The organism is Rhizobacter sp. J219, from assembly GCF_024700055.1.
Taxonomy (GTDB): Bacteria; Pseudomonadota; Gammaproteobacteria; order Burkholderiales; family Burkholderiaceae_C; genus Rhizobacter.
In genome coordinates, this window is record NZ_JAJOND010000001.1 from 5,015,517 (window position 1) to 5,030,543 (window position 15,027).

The following is a 15,027-nucleotide window of genomic DNA, read 5'->3' on the forward strand; positions in this document are numbered from 1 at the left end:
CGTCACAGCAGTATTCGCCTCACCAGTGCGCGAAAGGCTTGGTAGGACAGTCGCAGCCTCGCGAAATCTACGCCTTCCTCCGACATTGCATGGCGAAGCTGCGCATTCTCTGCCGCAGTCCCCAGAACGCGGAGCCACTCGTCCTGTGTCGGGACGGAGAAGCCGACCCCGGATTCTTGCATCAGGTCGTGTGCAATGCCCAGATCGGTGGCGACGAAGGGCACACCAGCAGCCATGTAAATGAAGAGTTTGCCAGCTCCTCTCCTCTTTGACCGTTCGGACCCGTCGAGTACGAATAAGCCCAAGTCGAAGCTCGGTACGAGCCGGAACTCCTCATGCTCATTCCATGGCTGGCAGGTGAGCTTGAGGTATTTGAAGTCATGGTCCACCGACGACACACCGATTAGCATGGAGCCGATCGGGTGTGTCCGCGCCAGCTCGTCGAGCGCGGGAAACAGTGGGGCGATAAAAGGCAGCGTGCCTGGGCTGCCTGTCCAGCCGATGCGAACTGTCGAATCTGCAGGGCGGGTCGCCTTCGCAGCTGGTGCATTCTGCTGATAGCGGTCGACATCTACCGGGCCATAGAACTGAGAGGCGGAGATGCCACGGTTCCCCAGATCTACCAGGTAGGCCGCGTTCTCGACGATCACGTGGTCGGCACCGCGTGTCATGGCCGCAAAGCCCAGGCGCTGCAGGCGGTTGCGCAGGCCTGCGCCGATGGTGTCGACGGGGTCGGAGAAGTCGAATACAACGCGGCGCTTCTTTCCCACGCGCTTGAGCCACATCAGTGGGGCGAGCAGCAGCGTCTCTTGGATCAGCACCCGGTCGGCACGCAGAAAGTGCCACGCCCACTGCGGCCATCGGACAAGAAAGCGCCATGCCACTGCTGCGGTGATGCGCTGCACTTCGGGTGGCATCACGTGGTCGCTCGTCACGCGGTGGCCTTGCGCGCGCAGCCAGTCCACGTGATCCCACACGCGCAGCCTCGAGCTTGCGCGGCGCCGGTCGCCTATGGCGAGGGCAAAGATCTTCACACTCAGGCGATGCGGCGGCCGAGGACGAACTTCCAGGGCATGTAGATGTCGCCCTTGAAGATCATGCCGTTTACCGGACGCGAGACGCGATTGCCATAGAACGGATTGGTCTCCTGTTCTGGCAGGCGGTGCTGCTCCAGGCGGCTCGCATCAAAGATGTCGGGTCGGATCTCCAACGCCCAATCTGGCCCAAGGCCATGGGCCAGATAGTCCGCAGAGTAGATGTTGTTGAACTGGAAATCCCGATCGAACAGATGTTCGAAGTGATCGGCGCGCAGATGCTTTTTGATCTGCACGCACTCATTGCCGATCAGCATGCGGAACACGATGTAGCGAATGTTCTTCGACTCACGCAGGCAGGCCAGCAGGGGGGCCAGTGCAGGGACATGGGGCAGCGTGTTGGCCGACACCACGCAGTTGGCTCGCGCAAGGTGGGGCTCCGGCGTCATGACCGAGCCAACGCAGAACTCCACGTCGGGTTGCCCGGCGAAGTGCCGTTTGCCGAACTCGACATGCGTGGCGTCGATGTCCACGCTTTTATAGCTGAGCCGCCCCTTGGCATAGCGCGACCGGATGACGGGGAGGTAGTGCCCCGGGCCGCCGCCGAAGTCAACGATGTCCAGGTCACCACCGCACCAATCCTGCAGGTACTGCCCCATGGCCTTGGCCGAGTCCATCTCGACACCCTGGGCCAGACGGGCCTTAAGCGCATCGGAATACTGGACATCCTCATGAAAGTACTTCGACCCATCTTCAATCATTTGGCACCTGCTGCTCTTTCATCCTTGTCTGTGATCTGGCATTCGTATCGCTTGGCGGTCAATGGCCCGCTGCGAGCCAATCGGCTACATCGTTCGTGTCAACACGATTCAGTGACATGGCCTGGCCCTGCAAGGCTTCGGTCACTTCGGTAGTGCCGCGCTTCATCGTGAATCCGTATCGATAGCCGCAGTCAGTGGCGGCGTCGAATACAGCCTGGCTGACCGCGGATTGTCCACCGTAGGGGTAGGAGATACCGAGTGGTGCGACGCCGGTGATGCGCTTGAGTTCGTCGAAAGACCTCTGCAACTCCGAACCCAGGGTTGCCGCATCCAGGGTGGCCAGCGGACGGTGGCTGTGGGCATGCGAACCGATCAGACCGAGGCGAGCGAGCAGCCGCAGATCGTCTTCGGTCATGTAGAGCGAGCTTGCAGCGGCGCGCTCGTCTCCCAGCAGATCCGAGAAGGCTTGCGAGAGCCAGCTGTCCCGCGCCTGAGGCTCCAGCATGAAGTTCAGGAAGTACTTCACCCGTCGGCTCAGTGGCGCATCGTAGCGATACTGGATCGCCAGATGTTGCTCGTCGAACTCCCTCCCATGGAAGCCGAACCTGAGGTTCAGCATGTCCGCAAGTTGCTCGTCGGGCAGGCGAGCACGGACCATCTGCAACTTGTGCACATCCAGTACCTGCAGTTCCAGAAGGGGCTGGGTGGGCACGAAGCAGATGGCACACGCGCCGACGGCCGCGAGATCGACGATGGCTGTCATCTGCTCCTTCAGGCCGTCGTCGAATGTCAGCACGCACAACCGTCGCGGTCGGTCGAGTCCTTCTAGATGATCCAGCAGGTCTCGCTGGTCGCCGATCTTCCAGCCATGAGCGACGACCTGCTCGACTTCGGCGCGCAATGCCTGCGGCGTGGTGGGGTAGATGCCGCGACCGGTCGACTCGGTACGGTAGTAGTGGTGATTAATGGCCAGCAGTGTCATGGCATCAGCGAGCGAATGTTGGCGATCTCCGCAGCGGCCAAGCCAGTACCGGCATAGTCAAGGGCCGACTGCAGTGCCAGGTCGTTGAAGTCGGCTTTGCGGCAGAACCGACCTTTCACCTGTTCCTGCGGCATGGCGGTGACCGTGCCGCTCAAATAGTCACCGATGACTGTCGGCACTTGCAGTATCGAGTCGCGGATCAGGCGATGGGTGATGGCGTAGTAGTCTTCCTGTTCGCGCAGATCCGGGCGGACACGGGCCAGTATGTTTCCACCATCCACCTTGGCGGTGGCCAGGTGGATGGTGGTTCCCAACAGATGCAGTTCCCGATGAACGAAGGGCCAGAACAGCGTTGCCGAGCCGCGGTAGTACGGGGACAGACCGAGATGCAGGTTGACGATCCGGTCCGGGAATGCGGACAGCCACTGCGGCCCCAGGATGCCGGTCCCGTACAGGCACACCACGTCAAAGCCCTGGTCCCGTGCCCACTCGATGCAGGCGGGGTCGTTGATGTCGGGAACGCGGCGCTGTTCCGGTTCGAAGGCGTTGGCGTCGATCTGAAACCAAAGCGCCTCGGCTTCGGCATTGCGCGCAAAGTGCTGGCGTACCGCCTCTGAATTGGCCAATTGCTCGGTGTAGTAGCTCTTCTTCTGTTCCAGCAGTGCAAATGGGGCTAGGAACCGGGAGGCGATAGTTGCCGCAAAAAAACGATGTCGCGGCTTGTCGCTGGTGAGGATCAGAGCCTTGGGCGCCATGATTTTCATTCCGGAGATGTCAGTGATGTTTGCCGCTGTTCGACGAGTCAGGCCGCCGCGGCGCATTCACCCAGAGTCCGCGTGACGGCCAGCGGCAGCGACCGCAGGTGAATTTGTCGGCGTCGCCGAGATGGTGCGGCAGGTAGGCCAGCGAGTAAATGTTGTTGAAGCGGAAGTCGTCTTCGAACATCGCGTCGAAGTCGCCCTCTTTGAGGCGCTTCGCGTCAAGTCACTTCGGTTTCTGCGCAGCGATGCAGACCTTCGGATAGAGATTCAGGTAGATGCGCAGGTCGATGGCACGTAGCAGGCGACGGACCATCCAGGGCGCGGCGCGGCCCCTGATGAGCCCGTATTCCATGAAGTGGTGGATCTGGATGTTCTCGAACCACCCGTTGAGGAAGGCGCTCTTCCAGCCATCCTTGTAGTAGTACATCGCGCTTCCGTCTTCCGGGTAGCGCGAGTGGAAACGCGGGGGCTTGAATCGGAGGTTCGAGATCGTGGGTTCTCTCAGCGCGACGAACCAGCCACCCGGTTTGAGCACGCGCCACGATTCGCGCAGCATGGCCACCAAGTTGTCGGCATGGTGCAGCACGGCATCACAGGCCACGATGTCGATCGAGTTGTCGGGCACGTGCAGCGCATGCATGTCACCCACCGCATAGCGGATCTTCTGGCGCTGGTTGTCGGGAAACAGCTCACAGGCTAAATCGCGGAAGGCAAGTATGCGATCCTTGCTCAGCTCCACGCCGATCACTTCCTCGACATCTGGGAAGCTCGACAGGTACGACGACAGCCAGAAGCAGCCGGCACCTTGCTCGAGGATCTTTCCCTTGATGGGGATGCCCATGCGGCGCAAGTAGTAGTCGCTTCGGCCCCAGCTCAGATGCTTGGCCTTGTAGTTCAGAAACTTGCGGCGTTCTTCGATCGACTGGCGATAGAGGCTTGCGTTGTCTTCGTCTTGTGTCCACTCTTCATGTTGGCGTTGGCTGGTCTGCGAAGAGATGGGCCAGAACTCGAGGTTTTCCACCGGGTCGTATCGGACGCCGGGCAGCCGGCCCGGGACGCTGATGGGTTGTGTGTCGCTCATCAATTCTCCAGATCTTCGTTTGCGTGAATGCGCGAGTCAGGCGCGCGCGGTGCCAATCGGGCGGTCGTGGCTGGGTGCGGCCTTTGGAACGTTGCTTTCGATGGCGGCGCACACCTTGGATGGATATTCCGCTGAGTCGTCCGGCACGTACCACTCTTGGAAGGCCGCATAGTCCACGGGCGATGCGTACCGCCCTTCGATGCAGCGGTCCACGAAATCGATCACCTGCTCGACATCGGTGGCCAGTGGAAGGCGGGCGGTCTTCACCAGATCGCGGAAATGGTTGAATTCGTAGAACCGTTTGATGCCCTCATGGAAGGGCATGTCGGCGATGGGCTCGAAGGCAATGTTGAGGATGGGTTTGCGCAGGCAAAGCGTGTCGATCGACATGGTCGACGCCATCGACACAACGCATGCCGAATAGGCGATCTGCTGCGCCAGGTGTCGCTCATCGGTGTCGTTCATCACACGCTCGACGTAGGCATCTTGCCGGCCCGGCACGTAGGTGAAGCATCGCTCCAGCGCGGAGAAGAAATCACGATCTTCCTGTTTGGAGAACGGATGCAGCCTGATCAGCACGCAGGTGTCGGCAGGCAGGCCAGGCACCAGGCGCTCGCAGATCTTCTTAATGGCCAGGTATTCCACCGGCATCTCGTGCCCGGGGACGCGAGTGAGCTCTCCATACGACGCGCTGTAGAGCACATACCTGCGGAAGCCTTTAATGCCGATGCTTTGAAGATAGGCCTGAGGGTTGGTGTCGCCGACGCGGTTTCTGAGCAAGGCCGCACGGGGATAGCCCGCGATCTGGATGTTCCCCCCAGGCACCTTGAACAGATCCATCAGCTCCTGCTTCATCTTCAGGTTCCAGACCACGGTCTGGCGGGCGGGGAACGGGAAGTAGCCTTTGGTGGTGAAGTTGTCCCAGCTGCCCGCGACGGTCATCAAGGGCACGCCGTTGGCTGCGGCTTCGGCCATCAGTCCGTAGTCGAGCGAGTTGATCAGTGAGCGGGTTCCTACCAGGAGCTTGATGTTGCCATCGAGCTGGCGCGTGGGGCGGCGCAGCCGATACATGGCCAAGAGGCTCCAGCTGCCGAGCCTGAGGGTCGCTGGCGTTCCGAGCAGGCGTCGAAGAGCCATGCAAACCGCGGCCAGCCCGCGTCGGAGGGGGCGCTGTGCAAGCGCCTGCTGGATGTACACGAACTGGGCGGCAAAGAAGAGCGGGTAGCAGGCCTTGAAAATCCGCTCCGGCAGGGAGTCCTTGTAGGGCGCGATCGCCTTGATCTCCACACCGCGCAGCTTGGCATCGGCGAGTTCGGGAATCGCCGGATTCATGGTGTAGATCACCAGCTCGTTCGCGGGATCCTTCATCAATTGATCGAGCGCGCCGCTGTGCACGAAATCGCGGATCGAAACCGCATAGGGGAGCGCAATGGCAATCCGGCTCACGGTTGTTTCCTTCGAGGTATCCAAGAAAAAGAACTGCTCATCATGAACCAGCGAACGAAACCGCTCGTCGCAATGCACATCATGAAGAGGTTCACCGTCATGGCATGGCGGAGCACGACGCATGTGCCCGCCAGCGCCAGCAGCCCGATCACATAGGCGATGTTGATTCTCCTGAAGTCACCGTCCAGCGACAACGCGGCGAAAACGGATTGTTGCAAGGCCATCGGCAGCGTAGCCACCGCGGCCAGCGCCAGCACGACCAGCAGCTGGTCGTACGCATCGTCGTGTCGCAGTGCGACGAAGATGTATGCCGCCAGGAACACGATGGGGAACGAGCCGGCCCAGAGCAGAACGGAGGTGCGTGTCATTCGGCGGATGGCCTTCAGGCGCGCCGATTCGTCAGCGGCCTTCACCAGCAGAACGAAGCTTTTCTGGTAGCTGATGTTGAGCATCACGGTGGTCAGGTTCAACAGCGATCTGGCCAAACGGAACAGTGCCACGGCATCGGCGCCTGCAAGACGGCCCAGCAACAGGGTTTCGATGGGCAGCAGATTGTTCTTGACGAAATTGGTCAGCTGTCCTGCTAGCAGGAACTTGCCGAGGCTGCGCAGGTCGAGTGCCGGCGGGGCCCGGTCGAGGGGATCATGCTGGACCCGAGCCGCGCTTAACGCGAACCAGGCCAGCGCGAGTGCCCGCACTGAGGCGGCGGCCAGGCCCGTCGTGAGTACGGCCATGGGCATGTCGGCCGGAAGTACCCACAACAGCCCCACGGCGACTGCCCAGCAGGCTCCGGTGATCAGATCGACATGCGCGATGCGACGGTCGAGATGCAAGGTGCGCAGATAGGCGGTCGCAGAACCTTGCAACACCGTGAGGTTCGCTAGCAGCGACACCAGCCCGATCGCGAGCGCATCAGACGAGGCTTCCGCAATGCCAAACCAGGGGGCTGCTTGCAGCAGAAGGACTGCGCAGACCGTGCCTGCGCCCGTCAGCGCGATTTCGAGCTTCACTGCCGTGAAATAGGCTTGCCGCAGCGTGGTCTCATGGTGCTTCTGGAGGTGGAAGACCAGATCATGCGTGCGCCACGCGAAGAACGCGGCACTCACCATCAGCAGCGCCTGCCACTGCATCATGGTGCCGTAGACGGTGGTTTCCATGCGAAAGGCTGCGAGCAGCCAAAACAGGCTGCTCGTGCCGAACGACAACATTAGCGCAACGATCTCGAGCCGCATCAGAGTCGCTCTGCAGCCTCCAGCAGCAGATCGGTCACATGCTGTTCGACGGTCGTCAAGGATTCCGCGGTGAAGCCGGAGATGTGAGGGGTGACCACAAGTCGCGGGCCGCAACGCTCGATCAGTGCGCGCACCGCAGGCGTGAGCGGCGCAGGCTCGTCGACCAGCACATCGATTGCAGCGCCACCGAGACGTCCGTCGGCCACACGCTCCAGCAGCGCCGTCTGGTCGACGATCTCGCCGCGCGAGGTGTTGACGATGACGGCGGACGTACGCAATTGGTCGAGCACCGCAGCGTCGACCAGCCCGTGCGTGCCGGGCTCGAGGTTGACGTGGATGGACACCAGGTCGGCCTGTGCAAGCGCGGACGACAGCTCGCAGCGCAGGGCAGGGGGCACCCGGTTTTCTACCACGTCGCAGGCCAGCATGCGGCAGCCGAAGGCCGAGTACAGCGCATGGACCTGGCGGCCGATGCGGCCATAGCCGAGCAGCAGCACGGTCTTGCCATACAGTTCGCTGCCCTGGAAGGGATAGCGGTTCCAGGCGCCGGCGAGCACGTCGCGGTGCGCGGCGGGCAGTCGGCGAATCAGCGCGAGCGCCAACGCCAGCGTGTGTTCGGCCGTGGCGTGGATGTGATCAAGGAAGGCGGTGCGGCCCTTGAGGCTGATGACCTCGACGCCAGCCTCGGCCAGTAGCGCCGTGTCGAGGTGGTTGAGCCCCGTGGTCGGGCTGACGACGACACGCAACGCCGGGTGGCAGCGCAGGAATTCGGCGCCGATGCGCTCGCGCAGACGCACGAACACGACCTGGATGGACTCCGCCGGGTAGGCTGCGTCGGACCGGTGCACGGGCCCGATGCGCTGCAGCCGCTCAATGGCGCTTGCGGGGAATCCGTCAGGTTCGTTGAGCAGGATCGGGATCATGGGCGCGACAGCATCGCCTCAAGCACGACGAGATCGAACTCGGTGTCCACGTTGAGCGAGACCGACGGATCCATGACGTATGGCGTCATCAGCGGTGAGATGATTTGGCCCGACTCGACCTCGCGCTGGCCGAAGACATAGAGCGCGCCGTTGCGGTGGTAGACGGCCGGCAGGTCCTGCCGCCGCACGCTGTCGGCTCGGGCATCAGCGGCTTCAGTCGCTGGCCATCGATCGAGTACATGCGGGCCGGGTGGTTGTCTTCGCAGCGGTAGACGCTGCACACGGGATTGCGGTCGTGCAGATAGAGGTCGACGGCACGGTCGATGTCTTCCCCGGTGCGCAGTGGCGAGGTGGGCTGCAGCAGCGCCACGCCATCGAACTCTGGGAGGCCGCGCTCGCGCAGCGTGCCGAGCGCATGGCGCACTGCGTCGATCACCGGGCTCTGGTCGGCTGCGATCTCGGCCGGGCGATCGACCACCATGACCCCGGCATCGCGGGCGATCGCGGCGATCTCGGGGTCGTCGGTCGTGACGGCGATCCGCGTGATCCGGCCGGCCGTCTGAGCTGAGTCGATGGAGTAGCGGATGAGCGGCTTGCCCGCCACCAGTCGGCGGTTCTTGTGGGGCACGCCTTTGGAGCCGCCGCGGGCGGGGATCAGCGCGAGGATTTCAGGCCTCATGGAAACGCTTCGTGGTGGTTTTCGTCAGGCCCTGAACCATGCGCGCAATGCGCTCGCCGGCATAACCATCACCGTAGATGGTGGAGCTCGGGTAGCGGCCGTGCTTGAGCTGGGTCTCGATGGCGGCACGGATGGCGAGCGCGTCCCAGTCGCAGTCGATCACGTTGCTGCCGCGCTCTCGGCCGTGCTGGCGGTCACCGAGGTTGATGACGGGCGTGCCCATGTACGAACACTCTCGGATGCCGACGCTCGAGTTGCCGATCAGGCAGCGACTCTGCTCCAGCAGGCGCAGGAAGAGGTGGCCTTCGAGGTTCTTGATGTAGTGCGCCTTCTGGAAGCGGCCCGATTCGCGGAAGACGCGAATGGCCTTGGAGGTGGCGTCGGAGCCGGCGTCCACGTTGGGCCAGAAGATGATCGTGGGCACGCCGACCTCGGCCACGGCGTCCAGCGTGGCCGACATGCGCTCGTAGCTGTGGTCGTAGCTGTCGGTCTCGGGGTGCTGCAGCACGACGAGGAAATCGCTGCGGAGGTCGACATGCGTGCCGACACCAAGTGCGTCGATCGCGGCCTGCACTTCTTCGATCGGCATGGCCATCGCCTCGCGGGCGATGTCGATGGAGGGGCAGCCCGTCACATGGACCGACGACGGGTGCTCGCCCATCTGGCGAACGCGGGCCTGGGCCTGCGTGTTGGCAACGAAGTGCACGTCGGCGAGCTTGGTGACGGCGTGGCGTACCTTCTCGTCGATGTTGCCCGTGATCTCGCCGCCCTGGACGTGGATCAGCGGCACGCCGGCATAGGCTGCGGCGACGGCCGTGCCCAGCGTTTCGTAGCGGTCGGCGATGGTCATCATCCAGTCGGGGGCGATGCGGCGCAGCACCGACGCGGTGTGCTGGATGGTGTTGGCGGTGGTGAGCGCCATGTTGATGGGCTCGTTGCCTTCGACGAAGGTGTAGAGTCTTCGATCACGTCGAAGCCGTCCTGGCGGATCAGGTCGACGACGCGGCCGTAGCGGTCCAGCAGGGCGGAGCCGGAGCAAAGCACCTGAAGCTGGACGCCGGGCGCTGCGGCAAGCCCTTCGAGGGCTGTGCGGATGCGCGAGTAGCTGGGTCGGGCCGTGATGGCCACGCACACCCGTTGTTTAGCGGACATCTTCTTCTCCGAATCTGTGATCCCGCGGCAGCGCGCGGCGGGCCTTGCGGCCGATCAGCTTGTGCAGGTCCTGGTAGACCAGCCCGCCGCCGGGCTTCTTGAAGGCGACCATGGCCTCGTCCAGTACTTCGCCTTCGGCGATGTCGCGCGCGGCGACGAGGCTGCGGCCGAAGATGCTGCGTTCCTTGACGAGTACACCCAGCTGGTTGTCCTTGTCGACCTGGTGCATGCGCATGCGCCAGGCGAATTCGCTGCCCTTGACGAGATCGGAGAGCTGGTCGGGCGTGAGCGACGACGAGACGTCGGGGCCAAACATCTTCGAGTGCAGCGTCAGGTGCACCTCGATTACGGAGGCGCCCAGGTAGCTGGCGACGATGCCGGGGTGGGTGGTGCCGGAGTGGTCCGACAGGCCGACCGGCAGCCCGTCGTAGTCGCGCACGAAGGACTCGAAGATGTTCATGCCGACCTCTTCGGGTGGCGTCGGATAGCGGGTCGTGCAATGCAGTACGGCCAGGTCGAGGCTCCGCGCACGCAGCCGTTGAACGAGAGCAGCCGTCTCGGCCTGGCGGCTCAGGCCGCTGGAGACGATCATCGGCTCCCCCCGCGCCGCGATCCACTCGACCAGTTGCTCGTTGTGCACCTCGCCGGAGGCGAGCTTCCAGGCGGCCATGCCGAATCCGGCGAGCCACTCGCACGCCTTGATGGAGAAGGGCGGACTCAGGAAGATGATGCCGCGCGCGTCGGCGTGGGCCTTGAGTTCTCCCCATTGAGCCTGGGTGAACTCCATGCGGCGCCAGTAGTCGTAGCGTGTCGCGTCCTGGCGGCTGAAGCGCACGCGCCAGGGTTCGGCTGCGGTGCTCTCCTCGCTGGCGATGTGGGTCTGGAACTTGATGGCATCGGCGCCACATTCGCGTGCCGCGTCGATGAATGCGAAGGCAGTGCCCAGGCTGCCGTCGTGGGACTGAGCAACCTCGGCCACGATGAAGGGCTTGTGCTCGGGACCGATCGAGCGGTTGGCGATCTGCATGGTGGGGTGGGCGTGAGTCTTGGGGTCAGAGGCTGCGCACGTACCAGTCGGCCGTGGCGTCCAGGCCAGCAGCGATGCGGTGGGTCGGGGCATAGCCCAGCAGTTCGGCAGCTTTGGAGATGTCGGCGCGGGAGTGCCGAACATCGCCGTCGCGGAAGCCACGGTACACGAGTTGCGAGGTTGCGGCGCCCTTGCGGCGCGGGCCCAGGCGCTCCTGCAGCAGCTCATACAGCCTGGTCAGGGTGGTCTCGTCGCCCAAGGCCACGTTGTAGACCTGGTTGACGGCGCGTTCATCGGTGGTGGTGGCCGCCAGCACGTTGGCCTGCACGGCGTTGTCGACGAAGCAGAAGTCGCGGCTCGTCTTGCCGTCACCGTTGATGTGGACGGTCTCGCCGCGCAGGATCGCGGCCGACCATTTCGGGATGACGGCGGCGTAGGCGCCTTCAGGGTCCTGCCGCGGGCCGAAGACGTTGAAGTAGCGCAGGCCGATGGACTCGATGCCGTAGCACCGGGCGAAGACGTCGGCGTACAGCTCGTTGACGTACTTCGTGACGGCGTAAGGCGACAGCGGCTTGCCAATCAAGGACTCGACTTTAGGCAGCCCTGGGTGGTCTCCATAGGTGGAACTGCTGGCAGCGTAGACAAAACGGCGTACGCCGGCGCTGCGCGCGGCCACCATCATGTTGAGGAAGCCGGTCACGTTGACGGCATTCGTGGCGATGGGGTCGGCAAGGGATCTTGGCACCGAGCCCAGGGCCGCCTGGTGCAACACGTAGTCGATGCCTTCGCACGCCAGCTGGCAGGCCTCGATCGTTCTCACGTCGCCCTCGATGAAGTTGAAGCGCGACCACTGCTCCGGGCTCACGAGCGCGCGCACCTGATCGAGGTTGCGGCGGTGCCCGGTGGCGAAGTTGTCCAGGCCGGTGACGATCTGGCCCTGGCGAAGCAGGCACTCGAGCAGGTTGCTGCCGATGAACCCTGCGACGCCGGTGATCAGCCAGCGCCGCGGCCTTTCACGCAGGGCGGCCAGCGTCTGCTCGTAGCGGCTCGGTACATGCACCTCAAAGCCTCCACACGGTCAGGCCCGCGGCGGCGAGGGCCTCGGAATCGAAGGCGCACTTCACATCGACGAACACGCCGCCCTGGCCGATCTTTCTGGCCAGTGTCGGTGCTGAGAGCTCCTTGAACTCCTGGTGCGCCACGGCGGCCACGATGACACGTGCCGGTGGAAGATCGTCCCAGCGCTTCAACTCGATGCCGTACTCGTGCATGGCCTCGGCGGGCTGCGCGGTGGGCTCGCACACGTGCACACGGATGCCGTAGGTCTCAAGTTCGCGTATGACGTCGATCACCTTGCTATTGCGCAGGTCGGGGCAGTTCTCCTTGAAGGTGAGGCCGAGCACGATGACGTCGGCGCCCTTCACCGGCAGGTCGGCCGCGAGCATCTCCTTGACGGTCTGTTCGGCGATGAACTTGCCCATGTTGTCGTTGATGCGCCGACCGGCCAAGATGACCTGCGGGTGGTAGCCGAGCATCTCCGCCTTGTGCGTGAGGTAGTACGGGTCCACGCCAATGCAGTGGCCGCCGACTAGGCCCGGCCGGAAGGGCAGGAAGTTCCACTTGGTGCCCGCGGCCTCCAGCACTTCGAGTGTGTCGATGCCGATGCGCTTGAAGATCACCGCGAGTTCGTTCATGAGCGCGATGTTGAGGTCGCGCTGCGTGTTCTCGATCACCTTGGCGGCTTCGGCCACCTTGATGCTGCTAGCGGGGTAGACACCGGCGGTGATGACCGAGCCGTACATGCGGCTCACCGTCTCGAGCGTGGCCGGTGTGTCGCCCGACACCACCTTCACGATCTTCGTGAGCGTACGCTCCCTGTCGCCCGGGTTGATGCGCTCGGGGCTGTAGCCCACGAAGAAGTCCTGCTTCCACTTGAGCCCTGAACACTTCTCGATAATGGGAATGCAAACCTCTTCCGTCGCACCGGGGTAGACGGTGGACTCGTACACCACGATCGCGCCGCGCTTGATGTAGCGGCCCACGCTCTCGAAATCTTCTCCAGTGGCGTGAAGTCAGGGCGATGCGCGTCATCGACGGGCGTCGGCACGGCGACGACGATGAAGTCAGCCTGCGACAGCAGGCTGAGATCGGTCGAGCAGGTGAGCTGGGTGGCGGCGCGAAGGTCTTCGCTGGAGACTTCGCCGGTGGGGTCGACATGGCGCTGATAGGCCGCGACCTTTTCCTTCGACAGGTCTAAGCCCAGTGTGCGGTGTTGCTTGCCGAAGGCGACGGCGAGGGGCAGGCCAACGTAGCCTAGGCCGATGACGGCGACGGTAAGGGGCGAGGTGCTCATTCGTCAGGTAGCGGAATGGTGGACAGCGAGGGGGCGGCAACGTCGTGCGGGCAAACTTGGATGGTGGGTATGCGAACACCGGATTTGACCATTGAACGGGGGGCAGGGAAGCGGGGCCCGTCACCGGGGCGTCGGCCCGATGTAGCGCGAATCAGAACAGCGGAGCAACTGCGTCCTTGGGCGACAGCACCGCATCGACACCATCCAGGGGCCAGTCGATGCCGAGCGTGGGGTCGTTCCAGCGGATGGCGCCTTCCGATGAAGGGGCGTAGTAGCCGGTCGTCTTGTATAGAAAGTCCGCGCTGTCGCTGGTGACAAGGAATCCGTGCGCCAGGCCGGGCGGGATCCACAGCTGGCGATGGTTGCTGGCGCTCAATTCCACCCCGACCCAGCGGCCGTAGGTGGCGCTGCCCGGGCGGATGTCGACCGCCACGTCGAAGACGCTGCCGTGAGTGACACGTACCAGCTTGCCCTGCTCGTGCGGAGGTTTCTGGAAATGCAGGCCGCGCAACACGCCTCGCGCGGAGCGCGATTGATTGTCCTGCACGAAGTCGATATGGCGCCCCACGGCATCGTCGAACGCCTTTTGGTTGAAGCTTTCCAGGAAGAAACCGCGCTCGTCACCAAAAACCTTCGGTTCGAGGATGAGCACGCCCTCGATAGCAGTTGTCGTGACTTTCATCAAAAGATCTGGCTCTTCACGATTTGCATCAGGTATTGGCCATACCCGTTTTTGAGCATGGGCTGGGCCATATTTTCCAGTTGTTCGGTGGTGATCCAGCCGGAACGGAACGCGATTTCCTCGGGGCAGGCCACCTTCAGGCCCTGGCGCTTCTCGAGCACGGCAATGAATTGGCTGGCTTCGAGCAGGCTGTCGTGAGTGCCGGTGTCTAGCCAGGCATAACCACGGCCCATGATCTCGACGTTGAGCTGGCCTTGCTGCAGGTAACGGGCATTGACGTCGGTGATTTCCAGTTCGCCCCGCGCCGACGGTTTGATGCTGGCCGCGATGTCGCATACCTGCTCGTCGTAGAAGTACAAGCCTGTCACCGCGTAGTTGCTCTTGGGCTGCTTGGGCTTTTCCTCGATGCTTAGCGCGCGCTTGTTGGCATCGAAGTCCACCACGCCGTAACGCTCCGGGTCGTGCACGTGGTACGCAAACACCGACGAGCCGGTGGAGCGACCCGCGGCGGAGTGCAACAGCCGCTGCAGGTCGTGGCCGTAGAAAATGTTGTCGCCCAGCACCAGCGCGCTCGGCTGGCCACTCACGAACTGCTTGCCCAGGATGAACGCCTGCGCGAGGCCATCCGGGCTCGGCTGTACACAGTAGCTGATGTTGATGCCCCACTTGGCGCCATCACCGAGCAGCGCCTCGAAGCGTGGCGTGTCTTGTGGCGTGCTGATGAGCAGGATGTCGCGGATGCCCGCGAGCATCAGCGTCGCCAGCGGGTAGTACACCATCGGTTTGTCATAGACCGGCAGCAACTGCTTGCTGATGGCGAGCGTGGCCGGGTGCAGCCGGGTGCCGGAGCCACCGGCGAGGATGATGCCCTTGCGGGGGGATGCGGTGCTCATGGGTGCTTGTGTGGAGGGTTG

15 protein-coding genes and 1 pseudogene are annotated in these 15,027 nt (G+C 63.4%); all 16 read right to left on the reverse strand.

Features of this window, described 5'->3' with window-relative positions; all coding sequences use genetic code 11:
• Positions 1–2 precede the first annotated feature (2 nt).
• Positions 3–1,034 (reverse strand): glycosyltransferase family protein, encoded by a 1,032-nt coding sequence (locus LRS03_RS23875; RefSeq protein WP_257828693.1) that lies wholly within the window; start codon positions 1,032–1,034, stop codon positions 3–5.
• Positions 1,035–1,036: 2 nt separating this feature from the next.
• The gene (locus LRS03_RS23880) at positions 1,037–1,795 is read right to left on the reverse strand and encodes a class I SAM-dependent methyltransferase (protein ID WP_257828694.1); all 759 of its coding nucleotides are present in this window, start codon (positions 1,793–1,795) and stop codon (positions 1,037–1,039) included.
• Between the two features lie 58 nt (positions 1,796–1,853).
• Entirely contained in the window at positions 1,854–2,777 is a 924-nt protein-coding gene (locus LRS03_RS23885; protein ID WP_257828695.1) for a polysaccharide deacetylase family protein, read from the reverse strand.
• Complete coding sequence (locus LRS03_RS23890) at positions 2,774–3,541, reverse strand: formyltransferase family protein (protein ID WP_257828697.1); 768 nt, start codon at positions 3,539–3,541, stop codon at positions 2,774–2,776. Before LRS03_RS23890 ends, LRS03_RS23885 begins: the two co-directional genes overlap by 4 nt.
• A gap of 10 nt (positions 3,542–3,551) precedes the next feature.
• Entirely contained in the window at positions 3,552–3,722 is a 171-nt protein-coding gene (locus LRS03_RS23895; protein WP_257828699.1) for a hypothetical protein, read from the reverse strand.
• Between the two features lie 39 nt (positions 3,723–3,761).
• Positions 3,762–4,619 carry a class I SAM-dependent methyltransferase gene (locus LRS03_RS23900; protein ID WP_257828701.1) on the reverse strand — a complete coding sequence of 286 codons (858 nt, stop codon included), beginning with the start codon at positions 4,617–4,619 and terminating at the stop codon, positions 3,762–3,764.
• Positions 4,620–4,655: 36 nt separating this feature from the next.
• Positions 4,656–6,065: a hypothetical protein gene (locus LRS03_RS23905; protein WP_257828702.1), complete on the reverse strand. Its 1,410-nt coding sequence runs from the start codon at positions 6,063–6,065 to the stop codon at positions 4,656–4,658.
• Complete coding sequence (locus LRS03_RS23910; protein ID WP_257828704.1) at positions 6,062–7,297, reverse strand: MATE family efflux transporter; 1,236 nt, start codon at positions 7,295–7,297, stop codon at positions 6,062–6,064. Before LRS03_RS23910 ends, LRS03_RS23905 begins: the two co-directional genes overlap by 4 nt.
• Positions 7,297–8,220, reverse strand: a complete 924-nt coding sequence (locus LRS03_RS23915) for an NAD(P)-dependent oxidoreductase (RefSeq protein WP_257828705.1) — start codon at positions 8,218–8,220, stop codon at positions 7,297–7,299. Before LRS03_RS23915 ends, LRS03_RS23910 begins: the two co-directional genes overlap by 1 nt.
• Before the next feature lie 88 nt (positions 8,221–8,308).
• Complete coding sequence (locus tag LRS03_RS23920) at positions 8,309–8,899, reverse strand: acylneuraminate cytidylyltransferase family protein (protein WP_257828711.1); 591 nt, start codon at positions 8,897–8,899, stop codon at positions 8,309–8,311.
• On the reverse strand, positions 8,889–10,031 hold the full coding sequence (gene neuC, locus LRS03_RS23925; RefSeq protein WP_257828713.1) for a UDP-N-acetylglucosamine 2-epimerase: 1,143 nt from the start codon (positions 10,029–10,031) through the stop codon (positions 8,889–8,891). The genes LRS03_RS23920 and neuC overlap by 11 nt, the downstream gene beginning before the upstream one ends.
• A gap of 9 nt (positions 10,032–10,040) precedes the next feature.
• Positions 10,041–11,078, reverse strand: coding sequence for an N-acetylneuraminate synthase family protein (locus LRS03_RS23930; RefSeq protein ID WP_257828715.1), 1,038 nt, complete (start codon positions 11,076–11,078; stop codon positions 10,041–10,043).
• A gap of 25 nt (positions 11,079–11,103) precedes the next feature.
• Positions 11,104–12,138, reverse strand: coding sequence for an SDR family oxidoreductase (locus LRS03_RS23935; protein ID WP_257828717.1), 1,035 nt, complete (start codon positions 12,136–12,138; stop codon positions 11,104–11,106).
• 1 nt (position 12,139) lies between these two features.
• Positions 12,140–13,431: pseudogene (locus tag LRS03_RS23940) on the reverse strand (nucleotide sugar dehydrogenase).
• Between the two features lie 151 nt (positions 13,432–13,582).
• On the reverse strand, positions 13,583–14,113 hold the full coding sequence (rfbC, locus tag LRS03_RS23945) for a dTDP-4-dehydrorhamnose 3,5-epimerase (protein ID WP_257828718.1): 531 nt from the start codon (positions 14,111–14,113) through the stop codon (positions 13,583–13,585).
• Complete coding sequence (gene rfbA, locus LRS03_RS23950; RefSeq protein ID WP_257828719.1) at positions 14,113–15,006, reverse strand: glucose-1-phosphate thymidylyltransferase RfbA; 894 nt, start codon at positions 15,004–15,006, stop codon at positions 14,113–14,115. Before rfbA ends, rfbC begins: the two co-directional genes overlap by 1 nt.
• Positions 15,007–15,027: the final 21 nt, after the last annotated feature.

What these genes read in the sequence shown, in the direction of transcription:
- LRS03_RS23880 (WP_257828694.1), bottom strand. Translation starts at nt 1,795, where the DNA reads ATGATTGAAGATGGGTCGAAGTACTTTCATGAGGATGTCCAGTATTCC.
- LRS03_RS23885 (WP_257828695.1), bottom strand. Translation starts at nt 2,777, where the DNA reads ATGACACTGCTGGCCATTAATCACCACTACTACCGTACCGAGTCGACC.
- LRS03_RS23890 (WP_257828697.1), bottom strand. Translation starts at nt 3,541, where the DNA reads ATGAAAATCATGGCGCCCAAGGCTCTGATCCTCACCAGCGACAAGCCG.
- LRS03_RS23895 (WP_257828699.1), bottom strand. Translation starts at nt 3,722, where the DNA reads ATGTTCGAAGACGACTTCCGCTTCAACAACATTTACTCGCTGGCCTAC.
- LRS03_RS23900 (WP_257828701.1), bottom strand. Translation starts at nt 4,619, where the DNA reads ATGAGCGACACACAACCCATCAGCGTCCCGGGCCGGCTGCCCGGCGTC.
- LRS03_RS23910 (WP_257828704.1), bottom strand. Translation starts at nt 7,297, where the DNA reads ATGCGGCTCGAGATCGTTGCGCTAATGTTGTCGTTCGGCACGAGCAGC.
- LRS03_RS23915 (WP_257828705.1), bottom strand. Translation starts at nt 8,220, where the DNA reads ATGATCCCGATCCTGCTCAACGAACCTGACGGATTCCCCGCAAGCGCC.
- LRS03_RS23920 (WP_257828711.1), bottom strand. Translation starts at nt 8,899, where the DNA reads ATGAGGCCTGAAATCCTCGCGCTGATCCCCGCCCGCGGCGGCTCCAAA.
- LRS03_RS23930 (WP_257828715.1), bottom strand. Translation starts at nt 11,078, where the DNA reads ATGCAGATCGCCAACCGCTCGATCGGTCCCGAGCACAAGCCCTTCATC.
- rfbC (WP_257828718.1), bottom strand. Translation starts at nt 14,113, where the DNA reads ATGAAAGTCACGACAACTGCTATCGAGGGCGTGCTCATCCTCGAACCG.
- rfbA (WP_257828719.1), bottom strand. Translation starts at nt 15,006, where the DNA reads ATGAGCACCGCATCCCCCCGCAAGGGCATCATCCTCGCCGGTGGCTCC.